The 16,925-nt window shown below is 38.0% G+C and carries 17 protein-coding genes; 7 read left to right on the plus strand and 10 right to left on the minus strand.

Going from position 1 to position 16,925, the window contains the following annotated elements; translation table 11 throughout:
• Positions 1-8: 8 nt before the first annotated feature.
• The 3 genes from ACG59Z_RS02650 (at position 9) to blaADC (ending at position 2,648) form a co-directional block, all read left to right on the plus strand.
• A complete protein-coding gene (locus ACG59Z_RS02650; protein ID WP_400197854.1) occupies positions 9-698 on the plus strand; it encodes a Smr/MutS family protein in 690 nt (229 codons plus the stop codon).
• 89 nt (positions 699-787) lie between these two features.
• Positions 788-1,336, plus strand: a complete 549-nt coding sequence (gene folE, locus ACG59Z_RS02655) for a GTP cyclohydrolase I FolE (protein ID WP_002118643.1) — start codon at positions 788-790, stop codon at positions 1,334-1,336.
• A gap of 160 nt (positions 1,337-1,496) precedes the next feature.
• A complete protein-coding gene (gene blaADC, locus ACG59Z_RS02660) occupies positions 1,497-2,648 on the plus strand; it encodes an ADC family extended-spectrum class C beta-lactamase (RefSeq protein WP_400197856.1) in 1,152 nt (383 codons plus the stop codon).
• 70 nt (positions 2,649-2,718) lie between these two features.
• Here blaADC and ACG59Z_RS02665 read toward each other — a convergent pair whose 3' ends face one another.
• The 4 genes from ACG59Z_RS02665 to hemE form a co-directional block, all read right to left on the minus strand.
• Positions 2,719-4,611, minus strand: coding sequence for a DUF4105 domain-containing protein (locus ACG59Z_RS02665; RefSeq protein ID WP_400197858.1), 1,893 nt, complete (start codon positions 4,609-4,611; stop codon positions 2,719-2,721).
• A 61-nt stretch (positions 4,612-4,672) separates the two neighbouring features.
• Positions 4,673-5,143: a DUF3015 family protein gene (locus ACG59Z_RS02670; RefSeq protein ID WP_000914197.1), complete on the minus strand. Its 471-nt coding sequence runs from the start codon at positions 5,141-5,143 to the stop codon at positions 4,673-4,675.
• 143 nt (positions 5,144-5,286) lie between these two features.
• A complete protein-coding gene (locus tag ACG59Z_RS02675) occupies positions 5,287-6,081 on the minus strand; it encodes a DUF817 family protein (protein WP_311069354.1) in 795 nt (264 codons plus the stop codon).
• Positions 6,082-6,087: 6 nt separating this feature from the next.
• Positions 6,088-7,161, minus strand: a complete 1,074-nt coding sequence (gene hemE, locus ACG59Z_RS02680) for a uroporphyrinogen decarboxylase (RefSeq protein WP_400197861.1) — start codon at positions 7,159-7,161, stop codon at positions 6,088-6,090.
• 305 nt (positions 7,162-7,466) lie between these two features.
• Between hemE and ACG59Z_RS02685 the strand changes: the two genes are divergently transcribed.
• Positions 7,467-8,711 (plus strand): L,D-transpeptidase family protein, encoded by a 1,245-nt coding sequence (locus ACG59Z_RS02685; RefSeq protein WP_400197862.1) that lies wholly within the window; start codon positions 7,467-7,469, stop codon positions 8,709-8,711.
• Between the two features lie 186 nt (positions 8,712-8,897).
• On the plus strand, positions 8,898-9,584 hold the full coding sequence (locus tag ACG59Z_RS02690) for a pirin family protein (RefSeq protein ID WP_400197864.1): 687 nt from the start codon (positions 8,898-8,900) through the stop codon (positions 9,582-9,584).
• Here ACG59Z_RS02690 and ACG59Z_RS02695 read toward each other — a convergent pair.
• Positions 9,581-9,745 carry a hypothetical protein gene (locus tag ACG59Z_RS02695; protein ID WP_400197866.1) on the minus strand — a complete coding sequence of 55 codons (165 nt, stop codon included), beginning with the start codon at positions 9,743-9,745 and terminating at the stop codon, positions 9,581-9,583. The two genes, ACG59Z_RS02690 and ACG59Z_RS02695, sit on opposite strands and share 4 nt — an antisense overlap.
• Positions 9,746-10,063: 318 nt before the next feature.
• Positions 10,064-10,699: a transcriptional regulator gene (locus ACG59Z_RS02700; RefSeq protein WP_077169524.1), complete on the minus strand. Its 636-nt coding sequence runs from the start codon at positions 10,697-10,699 to the stop codon at positions 10,064-10,066.
• A 255-nt stretch (positions 10,700-10,954) separates the two neighbouring features.
• On the opposite strand from ACG59Z_RS02700, the gene ACG59Z_RS02705 reads away from it, so the two are divergent.
• On the plus strand, positions 10,955-11,923 hold the full coding sequence (locus tag ACG59Z_RS02705; protein ID WP_400197867.1) for a threo-3-hydroxy-L-aspartate ammonia-lyase: 969 nt from the start codon (positions 10,955-10,957) through the stop codon (positions 11,921-11,923).
• A gap of 113 nt (positions 11,924-12,036) precedes the next feature.
• On the plus strand, positions 12,037-12,948 hold the full coding sequence (locus tag ACG59Z_RS02710; RefSeq protein WP_400197869.1) for an ornithine cyclodeaminase family protein: 912 nt from the start codon (positions 12,037-12,039) through the stop codon (positions 12,946-12,948).
• Between the two features lie 92 nt (positions 12,949-13,040).
• Here ACG59Z_RS02710 and ACG59Z_RS02715 read toward each other — a convergent pair whose 3' ends face one another.
• The 4 genes from ACG59Z_RS02715 to ACG59Z_RS02730 all read right to left on the minus strand — a co-directional run bounded on the left by ACG59Z_RS02715 (position 13,041) and on the right by ACG59Z_RS02730 (position 16,630).
• Positions 13,041-13,661 (minus strand): M17 family peptidase N-terminal domain-containing protein, encoded by a 621-nt coding sequence (locus ACG59Z_RS02715; RefSeq protein ID WP_400197870.1) that lies wholly within the window; start codon positions 13,659-13,661, stop codon positions 13,041-13,043.
• A gap of 18 nt (positions 13,662-13,679) precedes the next feature.
• Positions 13,680-15,140 (minus strand): alginate export family protein, encoded by a 1,461-nt coding sequence (locus tag ACG59Z_RS02720; protein ID WP_400197871.1) that lies wholly within the window; start codon positions 15,138-15,140, stop codon positions 13,680-13,682.
• A gap of 111 nt (positions 15,141-15,251) precedes the next feature.
• Complete coding sequence (locus tag ACG59Z_RS02725; protein ID WP_400197873.1) at positions 15,252-16,166, minus strand: glyoxalase; 915 nt, start codon at positions 16,164-16,166, stop codon at positions 15,252-15,254.
• Between the two features lie 32 nt (positions 16,167-16,198).
• The gene (locus ACG59Z_RS02730) at positions 16,199-16,630 is read right to left on the minus strand and encodes a DoxX family protein (protein ID WP_343569197.1); all 432 of its coding nucleotides are present in this window, start codon (positions 16,628-16,630) and stop codon (positions 16,199-16,201) included.
• Positions 16,631-16,925: the final 295 nt, after the last annotated feature.

The following is a 16,925-nucleotide window of genomic DNA, read 5'->3' on the forward strand; positions in this document are numbered from 1 at the left end:
GAAGATATATGAGTAATAAAGATTCATCGCTTTCTAAAGAGCAACAAAAGTTATTGAAGCAATTTAAAAAGCAAATCTCCAATCCTCATTCAAGCAAAATCGCAAATCAGCCTGAGACTAAAAAATCTCAGGTTGAGACTGAAGAATTGGAAGATACACAACTGTTTCAACAGGCTGTTGCAGGTGTTAAACGCATCAACAATAGTAATGTGGCTGATGTAAAACCACCTCGGGCTAAAAAAGTCGATGCACAAACACTAGCAAAACGCGCAGCCGCTGAAGGTGGACGTGATACTGAACATGCCGAGTTATCAGATACTCAAGCAGCGTTAAATCCGGTCGCAAGCCAAGCCGCTTTAAGCTATCGCATAGCTACCCTTCAGCATAAAGTTTTTGAAGACTTAAAAGCTGGTAAAATGCGCTGGTTTGAAGCAGTGGATTTACACGGCTGTACCATTGAACAAGCACGTGAAGCCGTTTTACAAATCATCCAGATGGCAAAAGATGAAAATCAAAATGTCATTAAAATTGTGCATGGTAAAGGCCCTGAAGCTGTTTTAAAAACCTATGTAAACGGATGGCTACGCCAACATCGCGATGTTTTGGCATTTGTAAGTGCACCTGAAAATCAAGGTGGCACCGGCGCTGTTCTCGTTCTGCTTAAACGAGCAGAAAAAAATCCCAAGTACAAACAATAATCGGCTTTTTCTACAGAATTCAGTCTTTTGATAGTTTTCTGGTAGAATGCCGTTTTGTTCAACCAGTGTAAGTGAACATTCTTATGTCTATGCAGCAATCGTACGCAAATATTCTGACTGCCGTCGGTGAAGATCTTGATCGTCCCGGCCTTAAAGATACGCCTGTGCGTGCGGCTAAAGCTTTTTCATATTTAACTTCTGGCTATAGTAAAACTTTAGAAGAAGTCACCAATAATGCTGTTTTCCCATCAGATAACCATGAAATGGTATTGGTGAAGAATATTGAATTTTATTCGCTCTGCGAACATCATCTTCTCCCATTCTATGGCCGTGTTCATGTTGCCTATTTACCAGAAGGCAAAGTTCTTGGCTTATCTAAATTTGCACGTATTACCGAGATGTTTGCTCGCCGTTTGCAAATTCAAGAAAACCTAACTCAGCAAATCGCTGAAGCTGTCGCTGAAGTGACTGGCGCTCGTGGCGTTGCTGTAGTCATCGATTCAGCACATATGTGTATGATGATGCGTGGTGTAGGTAAACAGGAATCTACCACCCGTACAGTTTCATTTGTCGGAGATTTTAAAACCGATAAAGAAGCACGCCGTGAATTCTTAAGTGCTGTACCAGAAAGCTACTAATCTGGTTGTTAATGCACAAAAAAGTCCAACCATGTTGGGCTTTTTTTTATAGGCTAGCTTTATAAAGTTCAACCCAACTCTATAAAACATAACAATTAAATTAGGTGATTTTTGTTATAAAAGTAGGCATCTTTCTTTTTAAATAATTTATGAGCTAATCATGCGATTTAAAAAAATTTCTTGTCTACTTTTATCCCCGCTTTTTATTTTTAGTACCTCAATTTATGCGGGCAATACACCAAAAGACCAAGAAATTAAAAAACTGGTAGATCAAAATTTTAAACCATTATTAGAAAAATATGATGTGCCAGGTATGGCTGTGGGTGTTATTCAAAATAATAAAAAGTATGAAATGTATTATGGTTTGCAGTCCATTCAAGATAAAAAAGCCGTAAATAGCAGTACCATTTTTGAGCTAGGTTCTGTCAGTAAATTATTTACTGCAACCGCAGGTGCCTATGCCAAAAATAAAGGAAAAATCTCTTTTGACGATACGCCTGGTAAATATTGGAAAGAACTAAAAAATACACCGATTGACCAAGTTAACTTACTTCAACTTGCCACCTATACCAGTGGTAATCTTGCCCTGCAATTTCCAGATGAAGTACAAACAGACCAACAAGTTTTAACTTTTTTCAAAGACTGGAAACCTAAAAACCCAATCGGTGAATATAGACAATATTCAAATCCAAGTATTGGCCTATTTGGAAAGGTTGTAGCTTTGTCTATGAATAAACCTTTCGACCAAGTCTTAGAAAAAACAATTTTTCCGGCCCTTGGCTTAAAACATAGCTATGTAAATGTACCTAAGACCCAGATGCAAAACTATGCTTTTGGCTATAACCAAGAAAATCAGCCGATTCGAGTTAACCCCGGCCCACTCGATGCCCCAGCATATGGCGTCAAATCAACACTACCCGACATGTTGAGTTTTATTAATGCCAACCTCAACCCACAGAAATATCCGAAAGATATTCAACGTGCAATTAATGAAACACATCAGGGTTTCTATCAAGTCGACACCATGTATCAGGCACTTGGTTGGGAAGAATTTTCTTATCCAGCGCCTTTACAAACTTTATTAGACAGTAATTCAGAACAAATTGTGATGAAGCCTAATAAAGTGTCTGCCATTTCAAAAGAACCTTCAGTTAAGATGTTCCACAAAACTGGTTCAACCAATGGTTTTGGAACATATGTCGTATTTATCCCTAAAGAAAATATTGGCTTAGTCATGTTAACCAATAAACGCATTCCAAACGAAGAACGCATTAAAGCGGCTTATGCTGTGTTGAATGCAATAAAGAAATAATTGTCTTTTCTTAAAACAAAAAGAGAGAAATAGACTTCATCTACTTCTCTCTTTTTTATAGACATACTATTTAAAAGAACCAGACATATCCTAAGCTGGATTTCATCCAGTCCAGATGATTTTGTTTTTCATAATCCCAATTAAGACGAATAGCATTGTTGCTATTAATGGCATATTGCCACTGTGTATTTAAGCGTAAGTTCCATTGGTTTTGGTCTTCCCAATATGGCAGTTCAACTTGTACCACTGAGTTAAACTTTTCAAACCATTGGTTCATACAGCCTAAAGTTGGGCCCATTCCCACACGCCAGCCTTTATCTAAATTTGAACCCGCTTGAACATAAGCTTGAACTTGACCATAGCACACATGTTTACGCTCATAGTCTGCAACACTGTAGCCGACTTGGGTATTAAAACTTGCTACACCGTGCTGTTTTTCATCACTATAAACGCCGTCATGGACTGCTTCTTGACGCCAACCTAAGTTAAATCCCCAAGTAAGCGGTGTTTTAAAGGGTTGAATCGGGTTGTAAGAGTTCACTTCCAGAACATCAAGATGCTCTAGCTTTAAGTGATCGTTACGCCACTGCGCACTACCATTTAAAAAGAGCAATTGAGTACCAGCTCTATACCCCCCTTGTGGATCAATCAAGTCATGGTAAGCCTGTCTATGTCCAATTTCGATAAACTGATCACCCTGCACTTCACCCAGTTTTAGCGAAACATTACGTGCATTATGGCCTTGGGTTGGCTCAGTCGATGGCCGTTTCGGTTCTTGACGCTGTTTATCTAAATCAATCTGACTTCTTAAAGCCAAAAGCTGCCGTAACTGTGGTTGAGCAACGCTTTCTTCAACTTTACGACTAATAAATTGCAAATATAAATCATCGTAAGCCATCTCAAGAATTTTGGCCTGATCTGGCTGACTATATGACTTAAGTATTTCAGAAGACTGCTTGGTTGGCATCATTGCTACTTTATGAGCAACTTTAGCTAAAGACGCGCCATGCTGATGAGCTTGGGCCAATAATTGAGTTTCTAAAGCGGGTCGATACACAGGTGCTTTGGTTAGCCCTTGTTGATGCATCGCTTTAATGGTTTCCATTGGAATGGAAGCATAATTAAACTTTTCTTGTAAGTTAGACTCAGGTTTAACTAAATCAACTAATCCTAATAACCGATAAGCACAGTTGTCACTCACAAAGTAATAAGGGAAGCTTACATGTTGCATTTCCCAAATATGACTCACTAAAAAACGTGTTTCTTCAGGGGATAGTTTTAACTCATATTCCCATAAATCACGGCTCTCGAAATCACCATATTCTTTTACCTTACGGTAGTAAGGCATAAGTGAATATTCACCCGGATACTGCCCTGTTAAGCCTTTCCATGCATATGACCAGTTGTCGTTACCTGCTACAGTTGCTGCATAGTTTACGGCGTAAGAAACGAGGTTTAACTGCTGTTGATCTTTAGGGTCTAGGCGCAATAAGGTATGCCCGAACATCGAGCTCGGATTGCCCATAAAATCAGTCGCGTAAATTAAAGTCGCTTTATAAGGCTTAATTTGGCCAATCCAGTTTTCAAATTCTGAACAACTTACCGCGGGTAATTCGTTTGGCTGAATACCTAACTGTTGTATTAACCACTGGCTACGTGCCGGAAATTTACAACGAAAAGACTGATTATCTGGAGCAGATGTAAATAACTCAGCAATGTCAGCTTTTAATTCTTCTTTTAAATTATTTTTTCCGTTTGCTGCCACAAAATAACCAGAATAACTCACTTCACTGTTATGTTTTTTATTGGCATACATGAGCCGTTGCCATGTAATGTCTTGGTCTAATTTCTTTTGTTCTGCAACTGACCAATAGTTTTGAATAGATGGATTTATTTCTGCTGAATACGCAATATTCACTGCCAAAGAGGCAAAAACTAAAACAACTGACTTCATTAAGCTCATCAATTTTAATCATTAGATATAAGAAAAACCCTGCCAGATGACAGGGTTTTCAAGTTCAAACTTATACGTAAGCTTTTAAAACTTCATCTTTAGCCATTACGTTTTGTAATGATGCTAATACTTGAAGTGTGTTTTGGTTGTTTGTTGAATAGATTTCACCAAAGTTTGCTTTTGAAACTTTGAAGAAGCGGTCTTTGTCTTGTGGTTTGATTTGCATTAATTCAGCAAGAACGTTCAGGCTTTCACCTTGGCCTACAGCCATATCACGCGCTAAAGCTTCTGCATTTTCATTTGTGAATGTAACAACTTGAGCTGTTACTGTTCCGCCTTGACGGCAACCTAAAGTACCAAAAGTAATACCTAATAATTGGTTAGTAAAAATACCGTTTGTTGTTGCAGCAAGAATTTTAGGCGCTACTCCTTTTTTGCCTGCCCATACTTGCGTACCCACACCACAACCTACATCATTATCAGCCATAGCAACACTTGAACCAGCTGCTAACAAAGCAGCTAAAGCTAATTTTTTTAACATGATGAATATCTCCAAAAATCATTATTGATTGTTTCTTATGTATTGTTATGTGTAATTATTATTACACCCTCCAAAGATAACGATAAGCTTGTCTTTTAGCAATTAAAAATTAAATAATATGATAAAAAGAGAAAAGGAAATTTTTATCTTAAATTCCAATTACCTTGATTATCTCGATGACCTAATATTTTAAGAACTAATACTAAACTTAGTAGTAATAATAAATACCATGAACCGAGTTTACCCCATCCCACCATATGCCAAGCATTAATCTGACTTGGATAAACCCAAATTTTATAAAAGGTACTAATATTTTCAGCAACCCAGATAACAAACGCGAGTGTCAACAGAACTGGGAGCATCGGGGTTTTAAATTTACGTTCATTTATTTGAAAATAAAGTGTAGTTTTCCAGAAAATATAAACACTAAAAGCAAATAAAATATAGCGAATATCAGGAATAAAAAATTTACTCATAAAATTAATATATGAGAAAAATGCGAGAAAAAGCATGCTTCCAAAACTTGGAAGTTTCTCAAACGAAACCTGAAATAAACGGATTGAGCGAGCAAAGAAACTGCCTACAGCCGAGTACATAAAGCCTGCAAATAAAGGCACAGTAATAATTTTAAACACAGCCGGCTGCGGATATTGCCATGAAGCAATGCCAGGATGCGTTAAAAAGATTTCCATAACCATTGCCATGATATGAAATAGAGCAATCACCTTGGCTTCTTGCCATGACTCAAGCTTTAAATACAACAAGCAAATTTGAATAATGAGCGCATAGATGAGTAAATAATCATAACGATAAAAACCCATATATTCATGGCTTCCCATCGGAGCTGTCAGAGCAAAAGCAATTAATAGCAAAATACCAAACAAGGCTGCCGAAACAGCCTTGCCAATAAATTGAAGGGGTAAAAACAGATATTGCACAAAAAACTATCCTAGATATTTAGCACTATACTCATGTACTGTATCTACAAAGATTTTTGGCTGCACTGGATCTACCCATTGGGTAATACCATGCCCCAAGTTTGCAACATAGCCAGTCTTTTCACCATTTGCGTAAGCATCATCCAGCATTGCTTTCACTGCTTTTTCAATCGTAGCTGCTGAACCATATAAAACTGCTGGATCAAGGTTCCCTTGTAAGGCAACACGGCCTGCTACAGTTGTACGCGCTGTATTTAATGGTGTGGTCCAGTCTAAACCTAATGCATCTGCACCTGTTGTGATCATTGGCTCTAGCCACTGACCACCACCTTTGGTGAATACAATCACTGGAATACGGCGTCCATCTTTTTCACGTTGCAGACCTGCAATAATTTTTTTCATATAGTTCAGAGAGAACTCGACATATTCACGGTGTGCTAAAGCCCCACCCCAACTATCAAAAATCTGAATAGCTTGAGCGCCTGCATCAATTTGAGCATTTAGATAGTCAATGACTGAATCTGCTAAATGGTCGAGCAACGCATGCAAAACTTCCGGCTGCGCATACATCATTTGTTTGGTAAAACGGAACTCTTTGCTTGAACCGCCTTCAACCATATAAGTCGCCAGCGTCCAAGGACTACCCGAAAAACCAATCAGTGGAACTTGACCACCTAAAGCAGAGCGAATTGTGCTTACTGCATTCATGACATAATCAAGATCAGATTTAGCATTTAACTTCGGTAAGTTTGCTACGTCTTGTTCAGTACGAACTGTTTTATGAAACTTAGGGCCTTCGCCTGTTTCAAAATAAAGACCTAGTCCTAAAGCGTCAGGAATCGTTAAAATATCTGAAAATAAAATTGCTGCATCTAAATCGTAACGACGCAAAGGTTGTAAAGTTACTTCACAAGCAAACTCTGTATTTTTGCATAAAGATAGAAAATCACCTGCTTTTGAGCGTGTTTCCCGATATTCAGGCAAATAACGTCCTGCTTGGCGCATCATCCATATTGGAGTGGTATCTACAGGCTCACGTAATAAAGCACGTAAGAAACGATCATTTTTAAGTGTCGTCATTGCCGATCTCTATCTTTTTCATGTGGCAGCATCATATCAAAAAGGTGAATGTTTTTATAATTTCAATTTCATACAAAAAACTTGTCAATCTACTAAAAAATGCATATTTACACAAAAGTCTACTGCAAGTAGCTCGGTTTTCTGCAATACTTGCAACATGTTACATCGGGTTTATTGATATTCCTTTAATGCTTAAATTCACCAATACTTAAATACGCACACATTGCGTTTTTGGTGATTTTATAAACATTAGGATCAGTCTTCTTACCCTATTGCTTATATGAAAATTCTTAAGGTTGAATTACATGTTTGTTCGCTCATTACTCGCTATGAGTTTAAGTTGTATTATTGCTAATGTTGCTTTGGCTGCGTCAACAACTGAGCAACCAGTCACTCCTAAAAAAGTATCTGCTCCTGTAGAAGATCCGATTGATCCGCTTGCTGTAGATGCTGCTTCAACTGTTAAAGCTCAAGCCCAGACACAGATTACTGCTCAAGAACAAAATGACTTAAATCGAGCGTCTACTACATTACAAAATTTGCAAAAAGCTGAAGACCCAAATGCTGACTCAGGCATTGCTGCTTCAGAACCAACAGCACCAGCTAAAACAACAACAGCATCTAACTCTACTACTTCTGCTCCAGCTGTTTCATGGACATTAGATGGCTTAAATAATGCTGAGTGGTATGAAAATATTGGTAAAGGTCAATTACCAGTTTATGCACGTGCCCACGTCATGCTCAATAACGCGCATGCTTCACCGGGTGCGATTGATGGCATGAGCGGTAAAAATACCCTAAAAGCAATTGCATCTTTCCAGCAAATGAATGGTTTATCTCCTACTGGCGAGTTGACTAAAGAAACTTGGGATGCGCTTGTTGCAAAACAAACAAAACCAGCATTTATTGAATACACGATTACTGATGCAGACCTAAAAGGTCCATATGCTGAGTCAATTCCTTCTGACTACGCATTACAAGCCAAAATGAAAGGTTTGTACTACACGCGTGTGACTGAAATGTTGGGCGAAAAGTTCCATATTGATGAAGGTTTCTTAAAGAAATTAAACCCGAAAGCGACCTTCAAAAAAGTTGGTGAGAAAGTTATCGTTCCAAACGTACGCAATGACTTACCAGAAGACATTCATTTAATTATTGCGCATAAAGGTGCTAAACAGTTGTATCTGTTTAATAGCCGCAATCAAATGATTGCCTCATTTCCTGCAACAATTGGCAGTACTGATACGCCATCTCCGACCGGTACTTATAAGGTAGTTGGTGTTGCGCGTAACCCTTGGTATAGCTACTCACCTTCGAACTTCGTACAAGGTAAAAACTTAAAACCACTTTCTTTACCACCAGGTCCTAACGCTCCTGTAGGTAATATCTGGATTGGTTTAAGTAAAAAATCATTCGGTATTCACGGTACGCCAAACCCGTCTTTAATTTCTAAAACTGCATCACACGGTTGTATCCGTTTAACCAACTGGGATGCTAACGATTTAGGTAATAAAGTACGTGCAGGTGTAACTGTTAAATTCTTAGAATAATCCTTTAAAGAAGAAAGCCTGCTTTATGCAGGCTTTTTTTATACTTAAAATTTAAAACGAATATTTATTGATATATCGATCATATTAAAAACGCAACAATATGTTGCATCTACTCTATTTTTAGCTTCATTCTACAGGTTTAACATAGTCCTCAAGAGATCAATAATAATTTGAGGAGATCAAATCATGAATGCTTTTTTGCATCGTAGTGAAGATCGTGGTCATGTTAAAGCGGGCTGGTTAGAGTCTTATCATAGCTTTTCATTTGGTAACTGGTATAACCTGAAATATATGGGTGTCAGTGCATTACGCGTGATTAATGATGACCGAATTGATGCCCATAACGGTTTCGGCACGCACTCTCATGACAACATGGAAATTTTAACCTGTGTGCTCGATGGTGCAATTTCACACCGTGATACGATGGGAAATGAAGGTCAGATTAAAGCTGGTGAATGGCAACTCATGAGCGCTGGTACAGGCGTGGCGCACAGTGAAATCAACAACACTGATACACCCGTACATCTATTACAAATCTGGATTATTCCAGACGTAAAAGAAGCCGAGCCAAACTACCAACAAATTAATTTGGACCCACGTAAAGATCCAAATAAATGGCATTTAATTGCAGGGCCTGATGCAAATGCACCGATGCACATTCGCCAAAATGCAGAAGTAAAATCTGCTGTATTGGAAAAAGGTAATGAACTTCCTATTGAAACATCAAAACGGGTAAATTACGTTCATGTAATTTCAGGTGTAATTCGTATTGGTGATCAAGAAGTTAAAGCTGGTGATGCTTTAGTGTTTGAAGATAACGCTGTGATTCATGCACTTGAAAACAGCCAATTTATTTGGTTTGATTTACCTTAAACAGCTAAAACCCCTTTTATATAAAAGGGCTTTTTAGTCACTACCGCCGCCACTATCGCAGCTGCCTGAGTCCGAAGATGATGAACAATCATTTGAATGGCTTGAGCTATGATGATGGCTATTGTCATAAACATGATGGTTTGCTGACGATGAATAATCATGCTCACTAGATGATGAATAATTCTTTCGATAGCGAAGAGCTGCAATTAACAGAAATAATCCCACACTGGAAAAAATGGTAATAAATACAATAATAAATACCTTCAAATAACCACCTACTTAGTACAGCTATAACAAACTAATTTATGTCTATTCAATTATTTAAATGAGCCATAAGCATTAAACAAGTTATTTTTTGATAAATACTATAAAACTTTTAAAGCAAAAAACTGGATGAGTAACCTTTCAAAATAACTCGAAGGTTACACACTACCACTCTCAACATAGCTTAAATAAAACCACCCTCATTTTATAAATTATTAAAAATCGTTTTGAGTTTCCTTTACATATAAATAGGCACTTGCTCTAGATATACCTAAATGCTGAGCAACCGTTTCCACAGCCTTTTTAATGTCTAATAAGCCATTATTCTTGAGTTCATGTATTAATTGTTTTCGCTCATTGAGTTTTAGCATACGCGGTGTCGTAGCATGTTTTGAGGCAAATTGATCGATATATCTTCGAATTGCTTCTGTACCATTCGGTTCCAGATTTTCAATAATGTTGTCAGTTTCAATTTTAGTGAACTGATCTAAAGCACTTTGCATTCCCCTAAATAGGGTTAAATCTATATTCATACATAAAGCAGCCACATATTGCCCTTCTTCATCTTTAATCCCTATAGAGGTACTTTTAGCAGGGCGTCCATCTGCAAACTGGTTTGCATAGTTTGAAATGAGGTTTGGAAACTCTGGAGACATGATTCTAGCCAAGCCCAGCTCAGTTGCTGGATCTCCAATTTTTCGACCAGATAAATTGTTATGTATAGAGAGTATGGCATGCTCAGGATTTGTTAAGTCATGGACAACAACTTCGCAAAAAGGAAATAACGTTTCACTTAGCCCCTTCGCGATAGTATCTAGTTGAGTGAGTAAATGTTTATCACGATTGCCCAAGGTATTTCCTCCAAATGACTTATTTACTATTTCAAACCCTAACGTAAAGCATGCAATAGTAATTTAGACTTTTTATCTAATTTTAAACTTAATGTAAATCAAAATCTTATATCTCATTGTTATCACATTAGAAAATAAAATTAGACATTTTATCTAAATATATATATTTTATCTAAACAAGGTCAGTATATTGTGCGTTGCTTGAGCAATAGTAAATCTTGCATCCAAAAACATTGAATAGCATTAGGTTTAATTATGAAAAATTTAACCCTTCCCACTTATGAAGATGTGGCAGCCGCTGCTGAACGTATAAAAGGTTTTGCAAATAAGACTCCTGTTTTAACTTCGCGTACTGTGAACAATGAGTTTGAAGCAGAAGTATTTTTTAAATGTGAAAATTTTCAGCGTGTTGGTGCTTTCAAATTTCGTGGTGCAATGAATGCACTTTTGCAATTCAATGATGCTCAGAAAAAAGCGGGTGTGGTTGCTTTCTCTTCGGGAAACCATGCACAAGCAATTGCACTGTCAGCAAAAACTCTTGGTATTCCAGCCATAATCGTTATGCCGCAAGATGCACCTGCCGCAAAAATGGCAGCAACGCGAGAATACGGCGCCGATATTGTTGAATTTGACCGTTATACGGAAGATCGAGAAAAAATTGGAAAAGAGATTGCCGAAAAAAATGGCCTGACACTCATTCCATCTTATGACCATCCACATGTAATTGCAGGCCAAGGAACGGCTGCAAAAGAGTTATTTGAAGAAGTCGGCGAATTAGATTACCTGTTTGTATGTTTAGGGGGTGGTGGTTTATTGGCAGGTTCTGCCCTGTCTGCTCGCCAGCTCTCTCCGAACTGTAAAATATATGGCGTTGAACCTGCCCTAGGAAATGATGGGCAAATGTCTTTTAGAAAAGGAGAAATTGTTCATATTGATACGCCGCAAACCATTGCCGATGGTGCTCAAACTCAATATCTAGGCAAACTAACATTCCCTATTATTCAAAAGAATGTAGATGATATTTTGACAGTAGAAGATGAAGACCTCATTAGCTGTATGAAGTTATTTGCTGAAAGAATGAAGATGGTGGTTGAACCGACAGGATGTCTCGGATTTGCTGCTGCACGTAATTTAAAGCATGAGTTAAAAGGCAAACGTATAGGCATCATTATTAGTGGCGGGAATGTCGATATTTCTAAATATGTAGAGTTTTTATCAGCTTAATAAAAGCCAATGTCTATCTATGATGTCCGTTAATGCGTCATAGATAGGTATCACATGCTATTCGTCTCTCGACTTGCTCGTGTCTTAATTTAAATAAACTTTTGGAGATGGTGATGAGATTTATTTCTGAGTCTGAATCTTCTGCTCTCATCAATCATGAACTGGCTTATGATGCCATTTACCAAGCTTTAATTGCTGCGACTCAACCAGAAACTAAAAGTTTTGCTGTAGTTCATGGTCAAGGGTCCGATAGCAAAAATACCTTTAGTGTTAAGTCATCGGCGACCGAGCATTTGGCTGGCCTTAAAGTTGGTTCTTTTTGGGAAGATAACCCTAAAAATGGTTTGCCTCGCCATAACGCACTCATTTTATTATTTAATCAAGCCAATGGAAAAATGGCAGCAGCTATCGAAGCAGCCAAAGTAAATGCATTTCGTACAGCCGCTTCTAATGCAATTGCGACCAATATATTGGCAAGAAAAGATTCAAAGGTATTGGCTATATTTGGTACAGGAAATCAGGCCAAATATGAATGTGAGGCGCTAGCAAGAATTAGAAATTTCGAACAGATTTTGATAGTAGGACGCGACTCGAATAAAGCTGAAAAAATGGCAGATGCCCTCAAACACTTAGGTATTCAGCTTCAAATTACGAGTGCAAAAGAAGCCTGTGAACAAGCCGATATTATTGTGACTGCAACTTCTTCGCACACTCCTCTTTTTAAAGCTGAATGGGTCAAAGCTGGCACTCATATTTCATCGATGGGTTCAGATAAACATGGCAAACAAGAGCTTCCGCCAGAGCTATTTTCACATAGTGGTTTATTTTGCGACCTTAATGTCCAGTCTAAACTCATTGGTGAATTTCAACATACGCCTGAGACTGCAACCTTAATCAATATAGGTGATGTGCTTTTAGCAAATGCGCAAGGTAGGCAGTCTCAGGAACAAATCACAATTTATGACAGTTCAGGCTTATCGATCCAAGATTTATATATCGCTCAGAAAATTTTAGAAATTTCTTAATATTTATCATTTAACTGCATCGTTTAGGCTAATGCAGTTAAATGTAAAGCATGTTCCTTTTCATAATGCTTTACTGAATTTGATTTTTAAAATCAGAATTCATCTTGAGTAAAAACTTTGGCAAAAGACGCGATATATTGCTCGGCCTTAGCATCATAATTTTGAAAACCCGCATCAAATACCCATTTTTCAATTTCAGATTTTTTGACTAATTTTTGCAAATAAAGCTGATGATATCGGTCTAATTCTTCTTTTAAACTTCTTAGCATCAGTTCATTTAAACCAGTAGGAGGATTTAAACCTGTATCTAAAATACTCGGCGCAAATGCCACACTTTTGAGTTCCAGTTGATGCGCTGTTCTTACAATAGTTTTTATCGCAGTCTCGATTCGCTCTACCGTGAAATCTTCTGGTGCCCCCATGCCTATAAGCAAAACTTTAGGTGCTTGTATGGTTGAAGGCGTTTGATTTATTAAAAGAGAGTCATTGAGTTTTGCATTAAACCAGTTATTTTTCCGTATTTCATATAGTCTTCCGTTTAGAGCTTCATCTAAATGTGCCAAACCACCAGAAAAAGAACGATTATTCATTTCATGTTCAAAAATACAAGCACAGGAAAGCTCAACCTCAGCCGAGGTACAGTCCCAAGTCACGAGTTCAATGTTTAAATTTTGGTAACGCCCAATTTTAGTTTGCTTTAATTCTGTGCTCATATTTTTACTCTTCTCGTTTTACCAACCATATTTCAGCTCAAGGCCTAAATAGTTTGCGTCTTTACCACCCGCTTTCTTAATGGTATCTCCAACCTCAAAGTGCACGCCTTCGGCCGCCACAGACAGATTGGAATTAATTTTTCGATCTGCTCTGAGTTGAATATATGCCCCAGTCCATCTCGAACCTTGCCCTGCGGTATTCGCCATGCTGTTATTGCCTTGGAAGTAAATGGCATCGTGGGTGGTTTCACGCCACTGGAAACCTAAGGCACTTAACAAGGTGAGCTTGTCTGAAGGCTTAAGTGTCAGAGACGGTTTAAGGTGAATAATATTGCTATAGCCACTATAACCCGCCAAAGTAAAATATGAGCCATTTGCAAAAAGCTGGTTAAAGGTATTAAGTTGATTATCGTTGGTACTTTTGTCGCCTGTGGCAATATCAAACTGCACCCCTAAACGAGGTGACCACGCTTGGTCAGCAAAAGTGTATCCCGTAATACTACTGAGCGCCCAAGCTTGAATTGTTTGTCCACCGATTTTTCCATGCTGAAGCATGCCTTCAACATCCCAATCGACATTATTCTTTTTACCCATATGACGAAGGTCATATAAGTCTCGAACCTCATTGCCCTTAATACTTGGAAAGGATGCATTATCTCGTTCATAACGCGAGTAATAACCTGATAACTCGCCATCCCCTACATTTTGTTTATCTACACGAAAGCCGCTAAAACTTAAATTGCTTTTTGAGTGGTCATTAAACGTGGAATCTTTTTCAATCTGAACAGGTCTGGTGAGATAACCTAAAATTCTCCAGTCACCATATTCATAACCTGACCACACGCCATCAAAGGCTTGCCGAACGTTTGGGCCTTCACGATTTGAAATAAAGCGCTGTAAGTCAAAAGCCATTTCTTGACGGCCTACTCTAAATTTAAAAGTTCCATTATTTAACGGACTCACCCATGCAATAAAGGCTTGCTCTATATCGAGTCTATTTTGATCGGTACTGGTAATATTCTTTTTATCAAACGCACGGGCATCACTGAGCTGAGTAAATAATTGTAAATGATCACCTATTCGTAAATCTGCATGCGCTTGTAATCTTTGAATTAAATAGCTGTCGGCCTGATTATTTCCAGTACCAAACTTGGCATTATTATTGACTTCAAAACGTTCACGAATATTTGCCCCTAGTGATAAATAATTATTATCGCCAAAAGGTATATATTTGAAGTCGTCTCCTATTTTCTTTGGCACACACGGATTTTTTAAAACATCCCAATTTTCTTGCCAACGATTCGTTGAGATTTTTGGACGAGTTGGACATGCATTTTTATTTGAGACTTCATTTTCTGCATAAGCAGATTCGTAGAAAAATAAACTGCTGGTTAATAACAGACTCATTTTTATTATTTTAAGGTAAATCTCTGAGTGCTTAATTCGATATGTTCTATCTTTAAAAACATGCGAGGCCATCAAGTGTTATCCATAGTAATAAATAGGTCGTTGCAGAGACTTGGTGTTTTGCACTCATACTGCTCTTAGGCAACATAAGTGCAAATTTCAATCGATCATTTAGGCTATAAATTATTTGATAGACGCATGAATTTCAGCGATATAACCGCCCGGGAACTGTACCATTGCTGATTCACGACCATCCGACTTATAAGCATTAACCAAAACAGATGCGCCTGCTTTTGTGGCTTTATCTAAAGTTTCAGATAAGTTTTTAACTTCATAACCCGTCATATCACGCCCATACGGATAAGGAAGATGACCATTGGTGACGAACACTGTCATTTTGCCGAAGTCAGACTCAACGCGAATACGTCTATACGTTTCATTTGGGCGACCAATTTCTATACCTGCGGCTTTAGGGTTATCGGAAACGACTTTACCGTGCGAGAAACTCACGAACTTCTTAACAAACGAGTCGGCACTTTGTTTTGAAACATAAATACGATTTTCTGGAACAGTCTCTAACTGGTTATAGTTAGGCTTAGTCGTGTGCCAATAGAGCTGCATATTTACGCCACCCGGCCATTGGACAATCGCATCACGCCCAATTGGGTCTGGGAAAGCATCTACAATGACATCTGCCCCATTTGCCTTCGCTGCCTGCACTGCTGCATCCATGTCTTTGACTAAATAGCCTGTTCTTTCCAAACCAAACGGATATGGAATTGGGGTTTTAAAACCAAATACAGACAATGTACCTACTGGGGTCAATACAAGCTGAGACATCGTCTGGCTCGGTGTTGGTGTAACTTGGAAAACACCTTGTTTCGACTTGGTGCCACCGAATGTTGCGACCAAACTATCGGTAAATTTGTCAAAGTCTTCAGGGTTTACATAAACATGCGTTGTATCGTATTGGGGGGCTACACCGGGCGCCTCACTTTTTATACTTGTTGTTGTTTTGGCAAAAACTTGAGGAACTAGGGCAACATTTGTGCCCACTAGCATGGTGCTTAAAAGCAATGCTGATAATGATTTACTCATAAAATGCTCCTGTTTAAATGAGATGCTTAAACTTATTGTGATTTTGAAGATTGATTAGAAAGAATGGTGACCATCACCAACGCAGCGATGAGCCCAAGATGTTCGAAGAAACTATTAAACGTACTAAAAAATGCTGGGCCTGTATGATTCCAAAAGTCGTTTGCAACGAGCATCGCGACTGCGGTTAGACAGCCTAAAGCCCCTGCTCCTAACCAGACAAAACGATTAAAAATAACCAGCAGTGAACCAACAATTTCAATAAAAATCGCTGTAGCTGCCCAGAGCCAAGCAGGCTGTAAACCAAAACTCGCCTGCTCTTCAATAGCCGCATGAAATCCGATGAATTTATTAATTCCCCCGACTAAATAGGCTGAAACAAGTGCAACTCGAAGTAGCGGAAGCAATCCATGAATTGATAAGATTTTTTTTACCCATACTGGGTTATTATTAATCAAGTCATTCATCTATTTACCTTTTTGAAATCTCATAGTTTTAATATTTAAAAAATATAAGTTTCATGTATTAATAAAAGTTTATAAAATATGCAATATTCATGATCTAATTTATAAAATTATCTTTATATAAATAAGACAATTTAAATAGTTTTAAATATTTTATTAACCTTTAAAAACCCAAATAACTCACGGTATATAAAATCAAAAATCCGTGTAAACTACTAGATATTTATTTAAATACAAACTGTATTCTAAAAAGATACAATGATTGATATACAGATATTCCTCATATAATTTAGCGGCA

Origin of the sequence: Acinetobacter sp. ABJ_C1_1 (genome assembly GCF_044684115.1) — a bacterium.
In the GTDB taxonomy this organism is placed as follows: Bacteria; Pseudomonadota; Gammaproteobacteria; order Pseudomonadales; family Moraxellaceae; genus Acinetobacter; species Acinetobacter nosocomialis_A.